The 16,844-nt window shown below is 69.1% G+C and carries 16 protein-coding genes; 11 read left to right on the top strand and 5 right to left on the bottom strand.

The window, feature by feature from the left end:
- The first annotated feature begins 114 nt into the window (after positions 1-114).
- The 4 genes from nth to marP are packed head-to-tail and all read left to right on the top strand — an operon-like array spanning position 115 to position 3,502.
- Positions 115-795 carry an endonuclease III gene (gene nth, locus A5681_RS06345; RefSeq protein WP_067270730.1) on the top strand — a complete coding sequence of 227 codons (681 nt, stop codon included), beginning with the start codon at positions 115-117 and terminating at the stop codon, positions 793-795.
- Between the two features lie 9 nt (positions 796-804).
- On the top strand, positions 805-1,452 hold the full coding sequence (locus A5681_RS06340) for a TlpA family protein disulfide reductase (RefSeq protein ID WP_067270727.1): 648 nt from the start codon (positions 805-807) through the stop codon (positions 1,450-1,452).
- A gap of 29 nt (positions 1,453-1,481) precedes the next feature.
- Complete coding sequence (locus tag A5681_RS06335) at positions 1,482-2,297, top strand: NUDIX hydrolase (protein WP_067270723.1); 816 nt, start codon at positions 1,482-1,484, stop codon at positions 2,295-2,297.
- Between the two features lie 11 nt (positions 2,298-2,308).
- Positions 2,309-3,502: an acid resistance serine protease MarP gene (gene marP, locus A5681_RS06330; protein ID WP_156737872.1), complete on the top strand. Its 1,194-nt coding sequence runs from the start codon at positions 2,309-2,311 to the stop codon at positions 3,500-3,502.
- Here marP and A5681_RS06325 read toward each other — a convergent pair.
- Positions 3,495-4,448 (bottom strand): alpha/beta fold hydrolase, encoded by a 954-nt coding sequence (locus A5681_RS06325; RefSeq protein WP_067270717.1) that lies wholly within the window; start codon positions 4,446-4,448, stop codon positions 3,495-3,497. The two genes, marP and A5681_RS06325, sit on opposite strands and share 8 nt — an antisense overlap.
- Complete coding sequence (locus A5681_RS06320; protein WP_067270714.1) at positions 4,449-4,976, bottom strand: phage holin family protein; 528 nt, start codon at positions 4,974-4,976, stop codon at positions 4,449-4,451.
- 339 nt (positions 4,977-5,315) lie between these two features.
- Between A5681_RS06320 and A5681_RS06315 the strand changes: the two genes are divergently transcribed.
- Entirely contained in the window at positions 5,316-6,014 is a 699-nt protein-coding gene (locus tag A5681_RS06315) for a serine protease (protein ID WP_156737871.1), read from the top strand.
- Between the two features lie 5 nt (positions 6,015-6,019).
- Here A5681_RS06315 and acs read toward each other — a convergent pair whose 3' ends face one another.
- Positions 6,020-7,978: an acetate--CoA ligase gene (acs, locus tag A5681_RS06310; RefSeq protein WP_067270710.1), complete on the bottom strand. Its 1,959-nt coding sequence runs from the start codon at positions 7,976-7,978 to the stop codon at positions 6,020-6,022.
- 113 nt (positions 7,979-8,091) lie between these two features.
- Here acs and A5681_RS06305 point away from each other — a divergent pair, with 113 nt between their 5' ends.
- Positions 8,092-8,634 (top strand): DUF4232 domain-containing protein, encoded by a 543-nt coding sequence (locus A5681_RS06305; RefSeq protein WP_082968214.1) that lies wholly within the window; start codon positions 8,092-8,094, stop codon positions 8,632-8,634.
- A 6-nt stretch (positions 8,635-8,640) separates the two neighbouring features.
- Here A5681_RS06305 and A5681_RS27615 read toward each other — a convergent pair whose 3' ends face one another.
- Positions 8,641-9,165 carry an LppU/SCO3897 family protein gene (locus A5681_RS27615; RefSeq protein WP_231996224.1) on the bottom strand — a complete coding sequence of 175 codons (525 nt, stop codon included), beginning with the start codon at positions 9,163-9,165 and terminating at the stop codon, positions 8,641-8,643.
- Between the two features lie 380 nt (positions 9,166-9,545).
- On the opposite strand from A5681_RS27615, the gene A5681_RS06295 reads away from it, so the two are divergent.
- The 5 genes from A5681_RS06295 to A5681_RS06275 are packed head-to-tail and all read left to right on the top strand — an operon-like array spanning position 9,546 to position 15,355.
- Complete coding sequence (locus A5681_RS06295; RefSeq protein WP_067270707.1) at positions 9,546-11,174, top strand: peptide ABC transporter substrate-binding protein; 1,629 nt, start codon at positions 9,546-9,548, stop codon at positions 11,172-11,174.
- Between the two features lie 4 nt (positions 11,175-11,178).
- Positions 11,179-12,105: an ABC transporter permease gene (locus A5681_RS06290; RefSeq protein WP_067270703.1), complete on the top strand. Its 927-nt coding sequence runs from the start codon at positions 11,179-11,181 to the stop codon at positions 12,103-12,105.
- Positions 12,098-12,961, top strand: a complete 864-nt coding sequence (locus A5681_RS06285) for an ABC transporter permease (RefSeq protein WP_067270700.1) — start codon at positions 12,098-12,100, stop codon at positions 12,959-12,961. Before A5681_RS06290 ends, A5681_RS06285 begins: the two co-directional genes overlap by 8 nt.
- Positions 12,949-14,574: a dipeptide ABC transporter ATP-binding protein gene (locus tag A5681_RS06280; protein WP_067270697.1), complete on the top strand. Its 1,626-nt coding sequence runs from the start codon at positions 12,949-12,951 to the stop codon at positions 14,572-14,574. Before A5681_RS06285 ends, A5681_RS06280 begins: the two co-directional genes overlap by 13 nt.
- A gap of 22 nt (positions 14,575-14,596) precedes the next feature.
- Complete coding sequence (locus A5681_RS06275; protein ID WP_067270692.1) at positions 14,597-15,355, top strand: oxidoreductase; 759 nt, start codon at positions 14,597-14,599, stop codon at positions 15,353-15,355.
- Between the two features lie 437 nt (positions 15,356-15,792).
- Here A5681_RS06275 and A5681_RS06270 read toward each other — a convergent pair whose 3' ends face one another.
- Positions 15,793-16,638 (bottom strand): HAD-IB family hydrolase, encoded by an 846-nt coding sequence (locus A5681_RS06270; protein ID WP_067270688.1) that lies wholly within the window; start codon positions 16,636-16,638, stop codon positions 15,793-15,795.
- Positions 16,639-16,844: the final 206 nt, after the last annotated feature.

Raw genomic sequence — 16,844 nt, 5'->3', positions numbered from 1 at the left:
ACAGCGGCGAAGTCGTCCGGACGCTCGAAGTCGGCACCTGCTCCAGCGGGCGGCGACGCCGCGCGGCGCTGGGCTGAGGAGACCCGGGTCGGCCTGGTGCGGCGGGCCCGCCGGATGAATCGGGCGCTCGCGCAGGCCTTTCCGGACGCACACTGCGAGCTGGACTTCACGACACCGCTGGAGCTGACGGTCGCCACCATCCTGTCGGCGCAGAGCACCGACAAACGGGTGAACCTGACGACGCCGGCACTGTTCAAGCGGTATCCCTCGGCGCTTGCCTACGCGCAAGCGGACCGTGACGAACTGGAAGCGCTGATCCGCCCGACGGGGTTCTTCCGGAACAAGGCGACCTCGCTTATCGGCCTGGGGCAGGCCCTCGTCGAACGGTTCGACGGCGAGGTGCCGTCCACCATGGAAGAACTGGTGACGCTGCCCGGGGTGGGCCGCAAGACCGCCAACGTCATCCTGGGCAACGCTTTTGGGGTTCCGGGCATCACCGTCGACACCCACTTCGCGCGGCTGCTGCACCGATGGCGCTGGACCACCGACAAGGACCCGGTCAAGATCGAGCGCGCGGCGGGCGAACTGATCGAACGCAGCGAGTGGACCATGTTGAGCCACCGCGTGATCTTCCACGGCCGTCGGGTGTGCCACGCGCGCAAGCCGGCCTGCGGGGTGTGCGTCGTGGCCAAGGATTGCCCGTCCTTCGGCCTCGGCCCCACCGAGCCGCTGCTGGCCGCGCCCCTGGTGCGTGGTCCGGAAACCGAACACCTGCTGGCGCTGGCCGGCCTGTAGAGCACGGCCTTGACGCGCACCACGCGCTGGACGATCGCGATCCTCGCGGTGGTGGCGGCGTTGGTGGCGGCCCTGGTGGCCCAGCTGCGCGATGAGTCCGCGACGACGACGCGGCCCGGCGCCGCGGTCAACGCCCCGGACCGCGAACACCGGGACGCCGACACGCCGGCGGCGCTTGCGGGGCCGCGGCAGCGGGCTGATCTGCCGCCGTGTCCCGGCGCCGGCGACGGCCCCGGCGCGCCGGCGTTGCGGGGGATCACGGTCGATTGCGCGGCGGACGGCTCGGTTGTCGACGTCGCCCGCGCCCTGGCCGGGCGTCGGGTGGTCCTGAACCTGTGGGCGTATTGGTGCGCGCCCTGCGCGGCCGAACTGCCCGCGATGGCGGAGTATCAACGCCGAGCCGGGCCGGACGTGACGGTGGTGACGGTGCACCAGGACGAGAACGAGACGGCCGCGTTGCTGCGACTGGCCGAACTGGGCGTTCGGCTGCCGACCCTGCAGGATGGCCGCCGTCGGGTCGCGGCGGCCCTGGGCGTCGTAAACGTCATGCCCGCGACGGTGGTTCTGCGGCCGGACGGTAGCGTTGCGCAGATGCTGCCGCGGGCTTTCGACAGTGCCGACGAGATCGCCGCCGCGGTCGGAAAAGACAAGGGATAAGCCGAAAATTGGACCGACTGGAACGCCCGGTGAGTGTTGGGGGCACGCCCCCGCCCGCGGGCGGTGGGGCCCCCGATCCCGCGCGCGGGGCCGTTCCCCTGACGCCCGACGCCTCCCCGCCCTGGCTGCGCCCCCTGGTCGATAACGTCGAGCGGATGCCGGAGGCGTACCGGCGCCGGCTGCCGGCCGACGTGCTGGCGATGATCACCGGCAAGGCGGTGTCGGCTTTGCGCGGCAGCGGCCGGGAAGCCGCCGTCCTGGTGTTGTTTTCGGGGCCGGAGTCCGCGCCCGCCGACGGCGGCGTCCCCGACGACGCCGACTTGCTGGTCACCGTGCGGGCCTCCACGCTGCGCCACCACGCGGGCCAGGCCGCGTTCCCCGGCGGCGCCTCCGATCCGACCGACGACGGCCCGGTGGCCACCGCCTTGCGGGAAGCCCAGGAGGAGACCGGAATCGACATCACCCGGCTGCGCCCCCTGGTCACGATGGAACGCACGTTCATCGCGCCGTCGCGGTTTCACGTCGTCCCCGTGCTGGCCTACTCGCCCGATCCCGGACCGGTGGCCGTCGTCAACGAGGCCGAAACCGCGATCGTCGCGCGAGTTCCGTTGCGCGCCTTCATCAATCCAGCCAACCGGTTGATGGTGTACCGGGGCGACCTCGGTCGCCGGTGGGCCGGACCGGCGTTTCTGCTGAACGAGATGTTGGTTTGGGGATTCACTGGCCAGGTGATTTGTGCGATGCTCGACGTCGCCGGCTGGGCCCAGCCCTGGGACACCACCGACGTCCGCGAATTGGACGCGGCGATGGCGCTGGTCGGCGACCAGGGTGGTGCCCACCGATGAACATGAACTCGATGACCCCGTCCCAGTGGCTGGACATCGCCGTGCTGTCGGTCGCTTTCATCGCGGCGGTCTCGGGCTGGCGCTCCGGCGCGGTGGGATCGCTGTTCTCATTCGTCGGGGTGTTGCTGGGCGCGATCGCGGGGGTACTGCTGGCGCCGCACCTCGTCAGCCACATCGCCGCGCCCCGGGCCAAGCTGTTCGCCGCCCTGTTCTTGATCCTCGCGCTGGTGGTGATCGGCGAGGTCGCCGGAGTGGTGCTGGGCCGGGCGGTGCGCGGCGCGATCCGCAGCCGCACCATCCGCACGGTCGACTCGTTCATCGGGGTGGGGGTTCAGCTCGTGGTCGTCTTGACCGCGGCCTGGCTGTTGGCCACCCCGCTGACACAGTCCAAGGACCAGCCGGAGCTGGCCGCCGCGGTCCGCGGCTCGCGGGTGCTGGCCCAGGTCAACGACGTCGCCCCGCCGTGGCTGAAGACGGTGCCCAAACGGCTTTCGGCCCTGCTGAACACCTCGGGCCTGCCCGCGGTGCTGGAGCCGTTCAGCCGCACCCCGGTGATTCCCGTCGCCTCGCCGGACCCCGCGCTGGCCAACAATCCGGTGGTGCAGGCCACCGCGCCCAGCGTCGTCAAGGTGCGCAGCCTGGCGCCGAGTTGTCAAAAAGTGTTGGAGGGCAGTGGGTTTGTGATCGCGCCCGACCGGGTGATGACCAACGCCCACGTGGTGGCCGGGTCCAACAGCGTGCAGATCTACGCCAGCGGAAGCCCGCTGGACGCGACCGTCGTGTCCTACGACCCGTCGGTCGACATCGCCATCCTCGCCGTCCCCAACCTGCCGCCCCCACCCCTGGCCTTCGCCCAGACCGAGGCGAAAACGGGTACCAGCGTTGTGGTGCTCGGGTATCCCGGCGGCGGTAACTTCACCGCGACCCCGGCCCGCATTCGCGAGGTCATCAAACTCAGCGGCCCCGACATCTACCGCGACCCGGCCCCGGTCACCCGCGACGTCTACACCATCAGAGCCAATGTGGAACAAGGCAATTCGGGCGGACCGCTGATCGACCTGAACGGTCAGGTGCTCGGCGTGGTCTTCGGTGCGGCCGTCGACGACCCCGACACGGGGTTCGTGTTGACGGCCGACGAGGTGAACAGTCAGCTCGCCAAGATCGGTGACACCCAACCGGTCACCACCGGCGCCTGCGTCAGCTGACCGCGGAGTCCAGGAACCGCATCAAGTGCCGGTTGATCTCCTCTGGCGCCTCTTCATGGCTGAAATGCCCTGCGCCGGCGACTGATACGTAACGCCCCTGCGGGGCGTAGCGCTGCGTCCGGTCGACCGGGTCCGCCAGCACGTAGGGGTCGGCCTCGCCGCGCAGGTGTAGCAGCGGCACGCTGAGCTGCTGGCTCATCGATTTCATGAAGCGCCGGCCCTCGTCGCGCAGCTGGCTGCGCACCGCCCAGCGTTGATATTCCAGCGCGCAGTGCGCCGCCGACGGAATCTGTATCGCCAGCCGCTGGTAACCGATCGCTTCGGAAAAATCTTCTGAGGCAAGCCATTTCGCGCAGCTGCGGCTGCGGACGAGGCGCTCGATCTCGGCACCGTTGTCGCGGGTCAGCAGTCGCTCCGGCAACACCGGCATTTGGTAGCGCAGCAGCGTCGCCAACAGAGCGTAACCCTGGTCGCGGCGGGTCAGCGTGGACCGGCGCAGCGCCGCTGGGTGCGGGGAACTGATCAGCGCGATGGCCGACACCAACCGCGCGTGCAGCAGCGCGGTGGCCCAGCACGCCAGCCCGCCGTCGGCGTGGCCGACCAGCGTCGCCGAGGAGTGACCCAGCGCGCGAATGAGGCCGGCGGTGTCGCCGGCCAGCGTCCATCCGTCGTATCCCCGGGGTGGCTTGTCGCTGCCGCCGTAGCCGCGCAGGTCGACCGCCACCACCCGGGCCCCGGTCAGTCCCCGCAACTGGTGACGCCACGACCACCAGAACGAACCGAAACCGTGCAGCAGCATCACCAAGGGTCGGGCGGTGGGCGGTGCGGCCGGGTCAGCGTCGCCGGGCAGCGCCTCCACGACATGGAACCGAATGCCGTTGGCGTGCACGTCCAAATGCCGCCACGGCCCGTCGATGCGGGTTACCGACGGGTCCGGCGGGGCCATTTACCAACCCGATGGATCGGTTTCGGGCTTCTCGTGCTTCCCGCGCTCTTCGAGCTGCTTGGCCGCGCCCTGCGCCTTGTCGTGACCCGGGGTGAGCGCGGTGCGCGTCTCCTTGACCGATTCGATGGTCTCCCGCGGCCCGCGGATCCGGCGCACCTTGAGGAAGCCCAGCAGCGCCAGCACCGCCCCCACCACCACCTGGATCCCGAACACGATCAGGAAAGCCACCCAGCGCCACAGCCAGGTGTCGAGCAGTTCGGCCACGAAGAAGAAGAAAAAGAACGTGGAGTAGAACAGCACCACCAGCGCGGCAATGAAGAAAACGCTGCCGGTCAGCCCCTTCTTGACGTCTCGGGTGATCTCGGCCCGGGCCAGCTCCACCTCGGCGCGCACCAGCGTGGAGACCTGCGTGGTCGCGTCCTTGATCAGGTCACCGATCGACGGCTCCGCGGGGCGGGCGTGCGGGTCGGTCAGGGGGATCGTGGTCAGGGTGCTGGGCACACCGTTCTTGCCATCGGGTTTGCTCACAGACGGTCCCCACTTTCGTCACTGCCCGGCTCGCTGTCGTCGCGGTTCATGTTGCCATGTGCCGCCAGGCCAGACGAGGCCAGCCGAAGACGGCCGCGTCCGGACCGGGGCCGACCCGGTCATCTGCGCCCCGTCGTGCGACTGATACCCGGTCAGAACGCGCCGAACCAGGCCCTTTGCCCGGGCCCGCACACCCGGCCGGGCAACGACCGTCGTGCCCCCGCCGCCACCCAACGGGCGCCGCGGTCGACGGGCCGCGCTCGGCACGGCGGCCGAGACGCCCGGCCGACTAGACTGGCGAAGCCGGTCCGGGTCCGGCCTGTCGATGGGAGTGGTGCTGTGCAGACGGCGCACCGGTGCTTCGTGGCGGCGATGGGGGCGGCGCTCCTGGTGCTGGTCGGCTACCCCGTGCGCGCCGCGGCCGCCGACGTCAGGATCCCGATGGGCGGCGGCGCCGGCATCGTCATCAACGGGGACACCATGTGCACCCTGACGACCATCGGGGGCGATACCGCCGGCGATCTGATCGGCTTCACCTCGGCGCACTGCGGCGGACCCGGCGCGCAGGTCGCCGCCGAGGGCGCGGAGAACGCCGGGATCCTGGGCACCATGGTGGCCGGCAACGACAACCTCGACTACGCGGTCATCAAGTTCGATCCCGCGAAGGTGACACCGACGGCCAACTACAACGGCTTCGCGATCAACGGTCTGGGCCCCGACCCCGCCTTCGGCGAGATCGCCTGCAAGCAGGGCCGCACCACCGGAAACTCGTGTGGCGTCACCTGGGGCCCCGGCCAGGACCCCGGCACCATCGTCATGCAGGTCTGCGGGCAGCCGGGCGATTCCGGGGCGCCGGTGACGGTGAACAACATGCTGGTCGGCATGATCCACGGGGCGTTCAGCGACAACCTGCCGACCTGCATCATCAAATACATCCCGCTGCACACGCCGGCCGTGGTGCAGTCGTTCAACGCGATCCTGGCCGACGTCAATGCCAAGCATCGGCCGGGCGCGGGGTTCACGCCCCTGCCGGCCTGATCCGGCTACTTCGAGGCTTGGATCGCGTCGAAAACGCTCGGGTCTAACAGCGTCGAGGTGTCCCCGAGCTCCCGCTTGTCGGCGATGTCACGCAGGAGCCTGCGCATGATCTTGCCGCTGCGAGTCTTGGGCAGTTCGGGCACCACATGGATCTCGCGCGGCTTGGCGATCGGTGAGATCTCCCGGGCCACCTCAGCCCGCAGCTCGTCGACGATTCCGTCGTGCACCTCGTAGTCGGCGCACAAGACGACGAACGCGCAGACGGCCTGTCCCGTGGTCTCGTCGGCCTTCGCGACCACGGCGGCCTCGGCCACGCCGTGGTGCCCGACGAGCGCCGACTCCAATTCTGCGCTCGAAAGCCGGTGCCCCGACACGTTCATCACGTCGTCGATGCGGCCCACCACCCAGATGGCGCCATCGCGGTCGTAATAGGCACTGTCGCCGGCGAAGTACCAGCCCTGCTCGGCGAATCGCGACCAGTAGGTCTCGACGTAGCGCTCCGGATCACCCCAGATGCCGCGCAGCATGGACGGCCACGGCTGGTCCAGGACGAGGTAGCCGGTGACGTGCTCGCCGTGATGGATCGTCGGCAGCAGGTGTTCGCCGTGGTCATCGACGATGCTCGCGGAGATGCCCGGCAACGCCCTCATCGCCGAACCCGGTTTGGCGGCGGCGACCCCGGGCAGCGGGGAGATCATCGCGGCGCCCGTTTCCGTCTGCCACCAGGTGTCCACGATCGGGAGGCTGTCTGCGCCGATCACCTTGCGGTACCAGCGCCACGCCTCCGGGTTGATCGGCTCACCCACCGTGCCCAGCAGTCGCAGGCTGGACAGGTCGTGCGCGTCGGGGATCTCACGCCCCCACTTCATGAACGTGCGGATCAGCGTGGGTGCGGTGTAATAGATTGTGACGCCGTACTTTTCGATGATCTCGAAGTGCCGGTGCTGGGTCGGCGAGTCGGGCGTGCCCTCGTAGAGCACCTCGGTGACCCCGTTGGACAGCGGACCGTAGACGCCGTACGTGTGGCCGGTGACCCAGCCGATATCGGCGGTGCACCAGAACACGTCGCGCTCGGGCTTGATGTCGAAGATGTAGTAGTGCGTGTAGGAGCTCTGAGTCAGGTAGCCGCCGCTGGTGTGCACGATGCCCTTGGGCTTGCCGGTGGTGCCGGAAGTGTAGAGCAGGAACAGCGGCTGCTCCGCGTCGAACGGCTCCGGGGTGTGTTCGGGCGACGCGGCGTCTACGACGTCGTGCCACCACAGGTCGCGGTCGTCGTTCCACGACACGTCGATTCCGGTGCGCCGCACCACCAGGACGTGCTCGACGGGGCTTTCGGAATCGTCTGTGTTTTCAATGGCTTCGTCGGCCGCGTCCTTCAGCGGTGCCGGCTTGCCGCGGCGGAATTGCCCGTCGCTGGTGATCACCAACTTGGCCTGGGCATCGGCGATCCGGGCCCGTAGCGCCTTCGCGGTGAAGCCGGCGAACACGACGCTGTGCATGATGCCCAGCCGGGCGCAGGCGAGCATCGAGATCACCGCTTCGGGGATCAACGGCATATAGATCGCGACGCGGTCGCCGGCGACCAGGCCCAGTCCGGTCAGCGCGTTGGCCGCTTTGCACACCTGCGCCTGCAGCTCGGAATAGGTCAGGCTGCGGCTGTCGCCGGGCTCACCCTCCCAGTGGATGGCGACGCGGTCGCCGAGGCCCGCCTCCACGTGGCGGTCCACGCAGTTGTAGGCGACGTTGAGCTTGCCGTCGGCGAACCACTTCGCGAACGGCGCCTGCGACCAGTCGAGCACTTCGGTGAACGGCGTCGACCAGGAGAGCCGGTTCGCCTGTTCGCCCCAGAAGGCCAGCCGGTCCTTCTCGGCCTCGCGATACATCTCCTCACCCGCGTTGGCCTGCTCGGCAAACGCCGGCGGCGGGGGGTACGACGACGGGCCTACGGCGTCGGTCGCGGTCACTGGCTTCCTCCTAGTGTCGAGGCTCGTCAACCGTCAGAGCCTAACGCCGCAAGGTGAAAAGGGAAGCGTCAAATTCAGGTATAACCGCGGCCGCGTGGCGGATAATCACCGATGTGCCCGGCCAGGAGCGGCGCATCCGCCGACGAGTCCACAGCTTCGCCGCGGCCGCAACGATTTACGCGGCCACCGCCCTGCTGGGATCACCGGCGCGCGCCGTGCCGATCGACACCGCAGACGCACCCACCCCGTGCTGGTCGGACCAGATCGCCGTCACCGCCTCGCCGACCCAGGCCGCCGTGGGCCACCGCTCGGCCACGCTGGTGTTCAGCCTCGCCGGCGGCGCGGAGCCCTGCACACTGACCGGATACCCCGGCGTCGACTCGGGGTCCGGCGGCCCGCTCATTCACGCCCAGCCGACTCTGCGCGGCTACATGGGTGGCCTGCCGGGTGGCGCCGACGTGCCGCCCACCGTGATCCTGTCCTTGTCCACTCAGGCGCAGGCCGTCGTGGAGGGAGTGGCCATCGACGCCAACGGCGAGCCCTGCCCGACTTATACCGACCTGCTGGTCAATCCGCCGGATACGACCGTGGTGCTGAGCGTGCCGGTCACCATCGATGCCTGCGCGTTGCAGGTGCATCCGGTGACGCCCGTCTGAGCGACGTCACGACTCGGCTTGCACCAAGCAGTAGACCCGCGGCGGCGTGGGGTACGCGTTGGCTTTTGTCCCCGGCGGACACTGCGTTTCGTCGGCGCTGCCGTCGATGCGCTTGTCGACCCTTAATTTTGCGTAGCGTGCTTGACCGCAATCGGCGGGTGTCAACGTCGTCGTCTCACGCTGGCCCGTCCTCAGGTAGCAGAGCCCTTGTTTGAGGTTGGGGACAAAACACAGCGTGTGGGATTCGTTGGTGAGGCGCGCGTAGACAGAGTCGCCGCGCTTGTTGTCGGGGCACGTCGCCGTCGGCCCGCCTATGGCGGCGAGCTCATAGGTCGCCACAGGATCACCGCAGTCGGTCGGTTGGTTGAGCGAACCCAGTTGGATCTCGAATTCGGTGAAGCACTGACCGATTCCCGGCATCGCGGCTCCCGATGGGGTTGGGTGGGCGGTCGTGGGCGAGCCACGACCGTCGCGCGACACGGCGCGCGCAACGTGGACGAGGACGTTCAGCCCGCCTAACGTCAGCAGCACGATACCGATGGTGATCAGCGCGGTGGCCGACTTGCTCGCCGGCCGCGGTGGCGGTACCGCGGGCGGGTAACCGGGATAGGGCGGTGGAGCCGGATACGGTCCCGGATACCCGATGGCCGGTGGCGGCGGCGGCCGATACGGGTAGCCGGGGTGGTACGGCGGCGGGGACTGCCGACGCCTGCGCGAGCGCTCTAGAAGGCCAATGATCAGACAGATCAAGCCGACTGCGGGAAGGCCGAACGCGAAGATCAATCGGCCGGCTAGCTCAGCCGATTCGTCCGAAGCCAGATACGCGACAGTCACGAGGAGGAGTGTAAATTCGCGGACCCGCGCCGGGCACTTCACCGCAAGCGACGTCGCAGGCCCTAGGGTCGGGTGTCATGCGTCGGATGCGGGCCGCCTTGCCGGTCTTCGTCGCCGGCTTGCTGGCGGTCGCGTCGCTGGTCGCGTGCGGCGGCGGGGCGTTGAGCCCCGACCTGGTGGTGGTCAACGGCGGGGAACCGCCGAACCCGTTGGTTCCGACCGGCACGAACGACAGCCTCGGAGGGCGGATCCTGGATCGGCTGTTCGCCGGTTTGGTGTCCTATGACGCCGCGGGCAAACCGTCGCCGGAGGTGGCGCAGTCGGTCGAGACGACCGACAACGTCAGCTACCGGATCGTTCTCAAGCCAGGCTGGAGATTCACCGACGGCTCGCCGGTGACGGCCCATTCATTCGTCGACGCCTGGAATTACGGCGCGCTGAGCACCAATGCCCAACTCCAGCAGAGCTTCTTCAGCCCGATCGTCGGCTACGACGAGGTCGCCGGCCTGACCGGAAACGGCAAGCCGGCCCGGACCACCATGTCCGGGCTGCAAGTGGTCAACGACCTCGAGTTCGACGTGCGGCTCAAGGCGCCGACCGTCGACTTCACGTTGCGGCTAGGACACAATGCGTTCTACCCGTTGCCGGACAGGGCTTTTCGGGACATGGCCGCGTTCGGCCGCAACCCTGTCGGGAACGGCCCATACGAGTTGGCGGACGGTCCGGACGGCCCGGCCTGGGAACACAACGTCAAGATCGACCTGAAACCCAACCCCGACTACCACGGCAACCGCCATCCCCACAACAAGGGCCTGCGGTTCGAGTTCTACGCCAACCTCGACACCGCATACGCGGACCTGCTGTCCGGCAATCTCGATGTGCTGGACACGATTCCGTCCAGCGCGCTGACGATCTACAAGCGCGACCTGGGCGGCAACGCGGCCAGCGGACCCGTCGCGGTCAGCCAATCGCTCGACACACCGTTGCGGCTACCGCACTTCGGCGGCGAAGAAGGCCGACTTCGCCGCCTGGCGCTGTCGGCGGCCATCAACCGGCCGCAGATCTGCCGGCAGATCTTCAACGGCACCCGCAGCCCGGCCCGCGACTTCACCGCCAGCTCGTTGCCCGGATTCGATCCGCACATCCCGGGAAACGACGCATTGGACTTCAATCCCGAACGGGCACGCCAACTCTGGGCGCAGGCCAACGCGATCTCGCCGTGGAGCGGGCGATACTCCATCGCGTACAACGCCGACAGCGGCCATCAAGAGTGGGTCGACGCGGTGGCCAACAGCATCAAAAACGTGCTGGGCATCGACGCCGTCGGCGCACCGCATCCCACCTTCGCGGGGTTCCGCACCCAAATCACCAACCGCACCATCGACACCGCGTTCCGCGCGGGCTGGATCGGTGACTACCCGTCGATGATCGAGTTCCTGGCCCCGCTGTACGCCACCGGAGCGGGATCCAACGACGTCGGATACTCCAACCGGGATTTCGACGCCGGCCTTGCCGACGCCGAGGCCGCACCGAACCTGCAGCAGGCGGATGTGCTGGTCAACAAGGCCCAACGAATCCTGTTGCGCGACATGCCCGCCGTGCCGCTCTGGTACTACATCGCGGTCGTCGGATGGTCGTCACAGGTGAGCGGCGTCAAGCTCACGTGGAACGGTCTGCCCGACTACGAGAACATCATCAAGGCGTAACGACATGGGTTGGTACATCGCTCGCCGGATCGCCGTCATGGTGCCCGTCTTCCTCGGCGCCACGCTGCTGATCTACGGCATGGTGTTCCTGTTGCCCGGCGACCCGGTGGCCGCGATCGCCGGGGACCGTCCGCTGACGCCGGAGGTCGCCGCGCAGCTGCGGGCCCGCTACCACCTCGACGATCCGTTCCTCGTGCAGTACCTGCGCTACCTCGGCGGCGTCCTGCACGGCGACTTGGGCCGTTCCTACTCCGGACTGCCGGTGAGCGACGTTCTCGCACACGCCTTTCCGGTGACGTTACGGCTGGCGCTGATCGCCCTGGTCGTCGAAGCGGTGCTGGGCATCGGTTTCGGGGTGATCGCCGGCCTGCGCACCGGCGGGATTTTCGACGCGACCGTGCTGATCGCCGGGCTCGTCATCATCGCGATCCCCATCTTCGTGCTGGGGTTTCTGGCTCAGTTCGTGTTCGGGGTGAAGCTGGGCCTCGCGCCGGTCACGGTGGGCGAGAGGTCGACGATCGGGCGCCTGCTGCTGCCCGGCCTCGTGCTGGGCTCGGTGTCGTTCGCCTACGTGGTGCGGCTGACCCGGTCGGCGGTGGCCGCCAACGCGCACGCCGACCATGTCCGCACCGCCACCGCCAAGGGGCTGTCGCGGCCGCGCGTGGTGACGGTGCACATCCTGCGCAATTCGCTGATCCCGGTGGTGACCTTCCTGGGGGCGGACCTTGGGGCCCTGATGGGCGGAGCCATTGTGACGGAAGGGATTTTCAACATCCACGGCGTCGGTGGGGTGTTGTATCAGGCCGTCACCCGGCAGGAGGCGCCGACCGTGGTGTCGATCGTGACGGTGCTGGTGCTGATCTATCTGATCACCAATCTCGCGGTGGACCTGCTGTATGCCGCGCTGGACCCGAGGATCCGGTATGGCTGAGCGCAGCGGCTTCTGGCGCGACACGTGGCGGGGGCTGCGCGGGCGGCCGAAGTTCGTCTTCGCCGGCCTGCTCATCCTGTTCATCGTCGCGGTGGCGGCGTTTCCGGCGGTGTTCACCGGGGCCGACCCCGGCTATGCCGATCCCAGCCAGAGCCTGCTTCCGCCGTCGGGCGCGCACTGGTTCGGCACCGACCTGCAGGGGCACGACGTCTACGCCCGCACCGTCTACGGCGCGCGGGCCTCGGTCACCGTCGGCTTGGGGGCCGCCCTGGTGGTCTTCGTCGTCGGCGGCGCGCTCGGCGCGCTGGCCGGCTTCTACGGCGGCTGGATCGACGCGCTGGTCTCCCGCGTCAGCGACGTATTCTTCGGCCTGCCGCTGCTGCTGGCGGCCATCGTGCTCATGCAGGTCATGCACCACCGCACGGTGTGGACCGTGATCGCCATCCTCGCCCTGTTCGGCTGGCCCCAGGTCGCCCGCATCGCGCGGGGGTCGGTCCTCGCGGTGCGCGCCAGCGATTATGTGCTCGCCGCGAAAGCATTGGGGCTGAGCCGCTTTCAGATCCTGCTGCGCCACGCGCTGCCCAACGCGCTGGGGCCGGTCATCGCGGTGGCCACCATCGCCCTGGGCGTCTTCATCGTCACCGAAGCCACGCTGTCCTACCTCGGCGTCGGGTTGCCGCCGACGGTGGTGTCCTGGGGTGGTGACATCAACCTCGCCCAGACGCGGCTGCGGGCGGGTTCGCCGATCCTGTTCTACCCGGCCGGCGCGCTGGCCATCACGGTCCTGGCCTTCATGACGATGGGTGACGCGCTGCGCGACGCCCTGGACCCGGCGTCCCGAGCGTGGCGGCCGTGACCGGCCCACCGCTGCTGGCCGTCGAGGGACTCAAAGTCAGCTTCGGCGACCACGCTGCCGTCCGCGGCGTGGACCTCACCGTCCTGCCCGGCCACACCGTCGCGGTGGTGGGCGAGTCGGGATCGGGAAAGTCCACCACGGCGGCCGCGATCCTCGGGCTGCTTCCCCCCGGCGGGCGGATCACCGCCGGGCGCATCGTCTTCGACGGATCCGACATCACCGGCGCCGACCGCCGGGCGCTGCGCGCGATCCGGGGACGCGAGATCGGCTACGTTCCGCAGGACCCGATGAGCAACCTCAACCCCGTCTGGAAGGTCGGCTTCCAGGTATCGGAAGCGCTGCGGGCCAACACTTCCGACGGCCGGACGCGGCGGCGTGCGATCGAGCTGCTCGGTCAGGCCGGCATGCCGGACCCGGCGAAACAAGCGGCTCGCTACCCGCACCAGCTGTCCGGCGGCATGTGCCAGCGCGCACTGATCGCGATCGGGTTGGCGGGCCGTCCGCGGCTGCTGATCGCCGACGAGCCGACGTCCGCGCTGGACGTCACCGTGCAGCGTCAGGTGCTCGATCACCTGCAGGGGCTGACCGCCGAACTGGGCACCGCGCTGCTGCTGATCACCCATGACCTGGCGCTGGCCGCCGAACGGGCCGAGTCCGTCGTGGTGATGCGCGACGGCGTGGTGGTGGAATCCGGTGCGGCGCGGTCGATCTTGCGCGACCCGCAGCACGAATACACGCGGCGGCTGGTGGCCGCGGCGCCGTCGCTGACGGTGCGCAGCCCCACCCGGCCGCGTCCGGCGGACCGCGGCGCGTCCGACGACATCCTTGTCGCCTCGGAGCTGACCAAGGTCTACCGCGAGTCTCGCGGCGTGCCGTGGCGACTCGCGGAATTCCGTGCCGTGGACGGGGTTTCCTTCCGGCTGCGGCGGGCCAGCACCCTGGCGATCGCCGGCGAGTCGGGTTCGGGCAAATCCACCCTGGCGCAGATGGTGCTCGGCCTGCTGGCGCCGAGTTCGGGCACCGTCGTTTTCGACGGCATCCGCATCGACGCCGCGCTGAGCCGGGACCGGCAATTGGCCTTTCGTCGGCGCGTGCAGCCGATTTTTCAAAACCCTTATAGCAGCCTGGATCCCATGTACACGGTGTTCCGCGCCATCGAGGAGCCGCTGCGCGTCCACCGTGTCGGCGACCGCCGGCAGCGCGAGCGTGCGGTGCGCGACCTGGTCGACCAGGTGGCCCTGCCGTCGTCGGTGCTGGGGCGGCTGCCCCGCGAGCTGTCGGGCGGCCAACGGCAGCGGGTGGCGATCGCCCGGGCGCTGGCGCTGCGACCCGAGGTGCTGGTTTGCGACGAGGCGGTCTCCGCGCTCGACGTCCTGGTGCAGGCGCAGATCCTGGATCTGCTGGGCGGCCTGCAATCCGAGCTGGGCCTCGCCTACCTGTTCATCAGCCACGACCTGGCGGTGATCCGGCAGATCGCCGACGAAGTCTTGGTGATGCGCGCCGGCCGCGTGGTGGAGCGGGGCGCCACCGAGGAGTTGTTCACCCGGCCCCGGCACGAGTACACCCGCCAGTTGCTGGAGGCCATCCCGAAGGTGCCGGCGTCCGATCGGTGAAGCCGGGATAGGTTGGCAACCTGTGACCGCTGATCCGCTGGCTCCGCTGATGGAGTTGCCGGGCGTCGCCGAGGCCAGTGACCGGGCCCGCGACGCCCTGGGTCGCGCCCACCGGCACCGGGCGAACCTGCGTGGCTGGCCGGTGACCGCCGCCGAGGCGGCGTTGCGGGCCGCCCGCGCCTCGTCGGTGTTGGACGGTGGCCCCGTGCGGCTGGAAGACCTCGCCGATTCGGCGATCGTCAGCGATCCGGTATTCGGCGGGGCGTTGCGGGTCGCCCAGGCGCTGGAGGGCGGCGAGGGCCCCCTGGTCGGGATTTGGCGGCGGGCTCCGCTGCAGGCGCTCGCGCGCCTGCACATGCTGGCGGCGGCCGACCAGGTCGACGAGGACCGGCTGGGCCGGCCCCGCGCCGATTCCGGCGTCGGGCCGCGGCTGGAGTTGTTGGCGGAGTTGGTAAGCGGGGGCACCCAGGCGCCGGCACCGGTGGTCGCCGCCGTCGCGCACGGCGAGTTGCTGACGCTGCGGCCGTTCGGCAGCGCGGACGGCGTGGTGGCCCGCGCGGTGTCGCGGTTGGTGACGATCGCCAGCGGGCTGGACCCACACGGTCTGGGTGTGCCGGAGGTGAGTTGGATGCGCCAGCCCGCGGACTATCGCGATGCGGCCCAGGGCTTTGCGGACGGAACGCCGGCGGGGGTGGGGGCCTGGCTGGTGCTCTGTTGCCGGGCGATGCGAGCCGGCGCGCAGGAGGCGCTGACGATCGCGGAGTCGGTGTCGGGCCGATAGCTGAATCGGTAGCGGGCGGCCGGCGGAAACGGCACCGGACAATGCAAAGCGGGCGACGTCCCGAACAATTCGGTCCGCCGCCCGCTAGCACGGAGCTCGGTTACCATGCGTGCACTTCGGGGCTGCGTGGGTTGGCCTCGGCGATCTTGCGATACTTCCGGTTGCAACCCCACCCAAAGGGCCGTCGACACCATCCATATTTCGCAATTACGCAGGCCCGCAACACTTCTGCCATTATCGCGGCTATGACTCCGCGTGGGTGCCGAGCACCGTGCTGGGCGCCCGGGTCGGGAGATCGAACCTTCTCTTCCGGATCGACCTTGGCCTCACCGGGCTTCCGTGGTTCCTTTGTACTACTAGACCCTTAGCGCAGCAAGGCCCAATTTCGTCAACAATCGCGAAGTGATGCGGAAATGTGTTTGCTGCGAAATGGGGGGCTAGAACGCGAAGCGGCGGAGCAGCGAATAGGTGACCGCGCCGGCCGCCAACGCGCTGACGCCCACCGCGGCGGTCGTCGCGATCGCGGCGCCCGACGGCGCCGGGATGCGGTCACGCAGCGACACCGGCCGGGAGAACGACAGCACCGGCCAACCGCGCTCGACGGCTTCCCGGCGCAGCCCACGATCGGGATTGACCACGCTGGGGTGGCCCACGGATTCGAGCATCGGCAGATCGGTGATCGAGTCGGAGTAGGCGTAGCAATGCTCCAGCGGGTAGCCCTCGCGGGCGGCCAGCTCGCGAATCGCTTGCACCTTGCCCTCGCCGTAGCAATAGAACGCGATCTCACCGGTGTACCGGCCGTCCTCGACGACCATGCGGGTCGCCATCGCGTGGGTGGCGCCAAGCGCGCGGGCGATCGGCGCCACGATCTCCTCACCGGAGGCCGAAACCACGACCACGTCGCGGCCGCACAACTTGTGCGCGGCGATCAAGTCCGCGGCTTCCGCGAACACCAGCGGGGTCACGATGTCGTGCAGCGTTTCGTTGACGATCGACTTGACCTGCTCCACGTCCCAGCCGGCGACCATATTCGTCATGTGAATCCGCATCCGGTCCATCTGGTCATGATCAGCACCGGAGAGCAGATAGATGAACTGGGCGTAGCTGGATTTGAGCACCGCGCGGCGGTTGAGCAGTCCCTGGTTGAAGAAGGGTTTGCTGAAAGCCAGCGTGCTGGACTTGGCGATGATGGTCTTGTCCAGATCGAAGAAGGCCGCTGTGCGGGCGCGGGGAGCGGTGCTTGCCGACGTCTGCTGCTCCTCGGCCGGGTCGAAGACGGTCACCGCCCCAGCATAGGTCGGTCGCCCGGCCGGGCTGCGGTTCTGGGCCCGAAATGGCCGCTCAGCAAAGTGGGACCGGCGGTAACGGCAGCGTTTTTGCGGCTCAACGTGTTCTTTCATAGAAAGAGCTATTGCGTTACCGCGGCTTGTCATGTGTATAGTAAGCATTACTCGGCCTGAGCCGAGGGTGTATCAGCCCGACCCCCCGG

The organism is Mycobacterium scrofulaceum (assembly GCF_001667885.1).
Classification (GTDB): domain Bacteria; phylum Actinomycetota; class Actinomycetes; order Mycobacteriales; family Mycobacteriaceae; genus Mycobacterium; species Mycobacterium scrofulaceum_C.
Note: the sequence above shows the minus strand (reverse complement) of the source record. Positions and strands in the feature narration are given on the sequence as shown.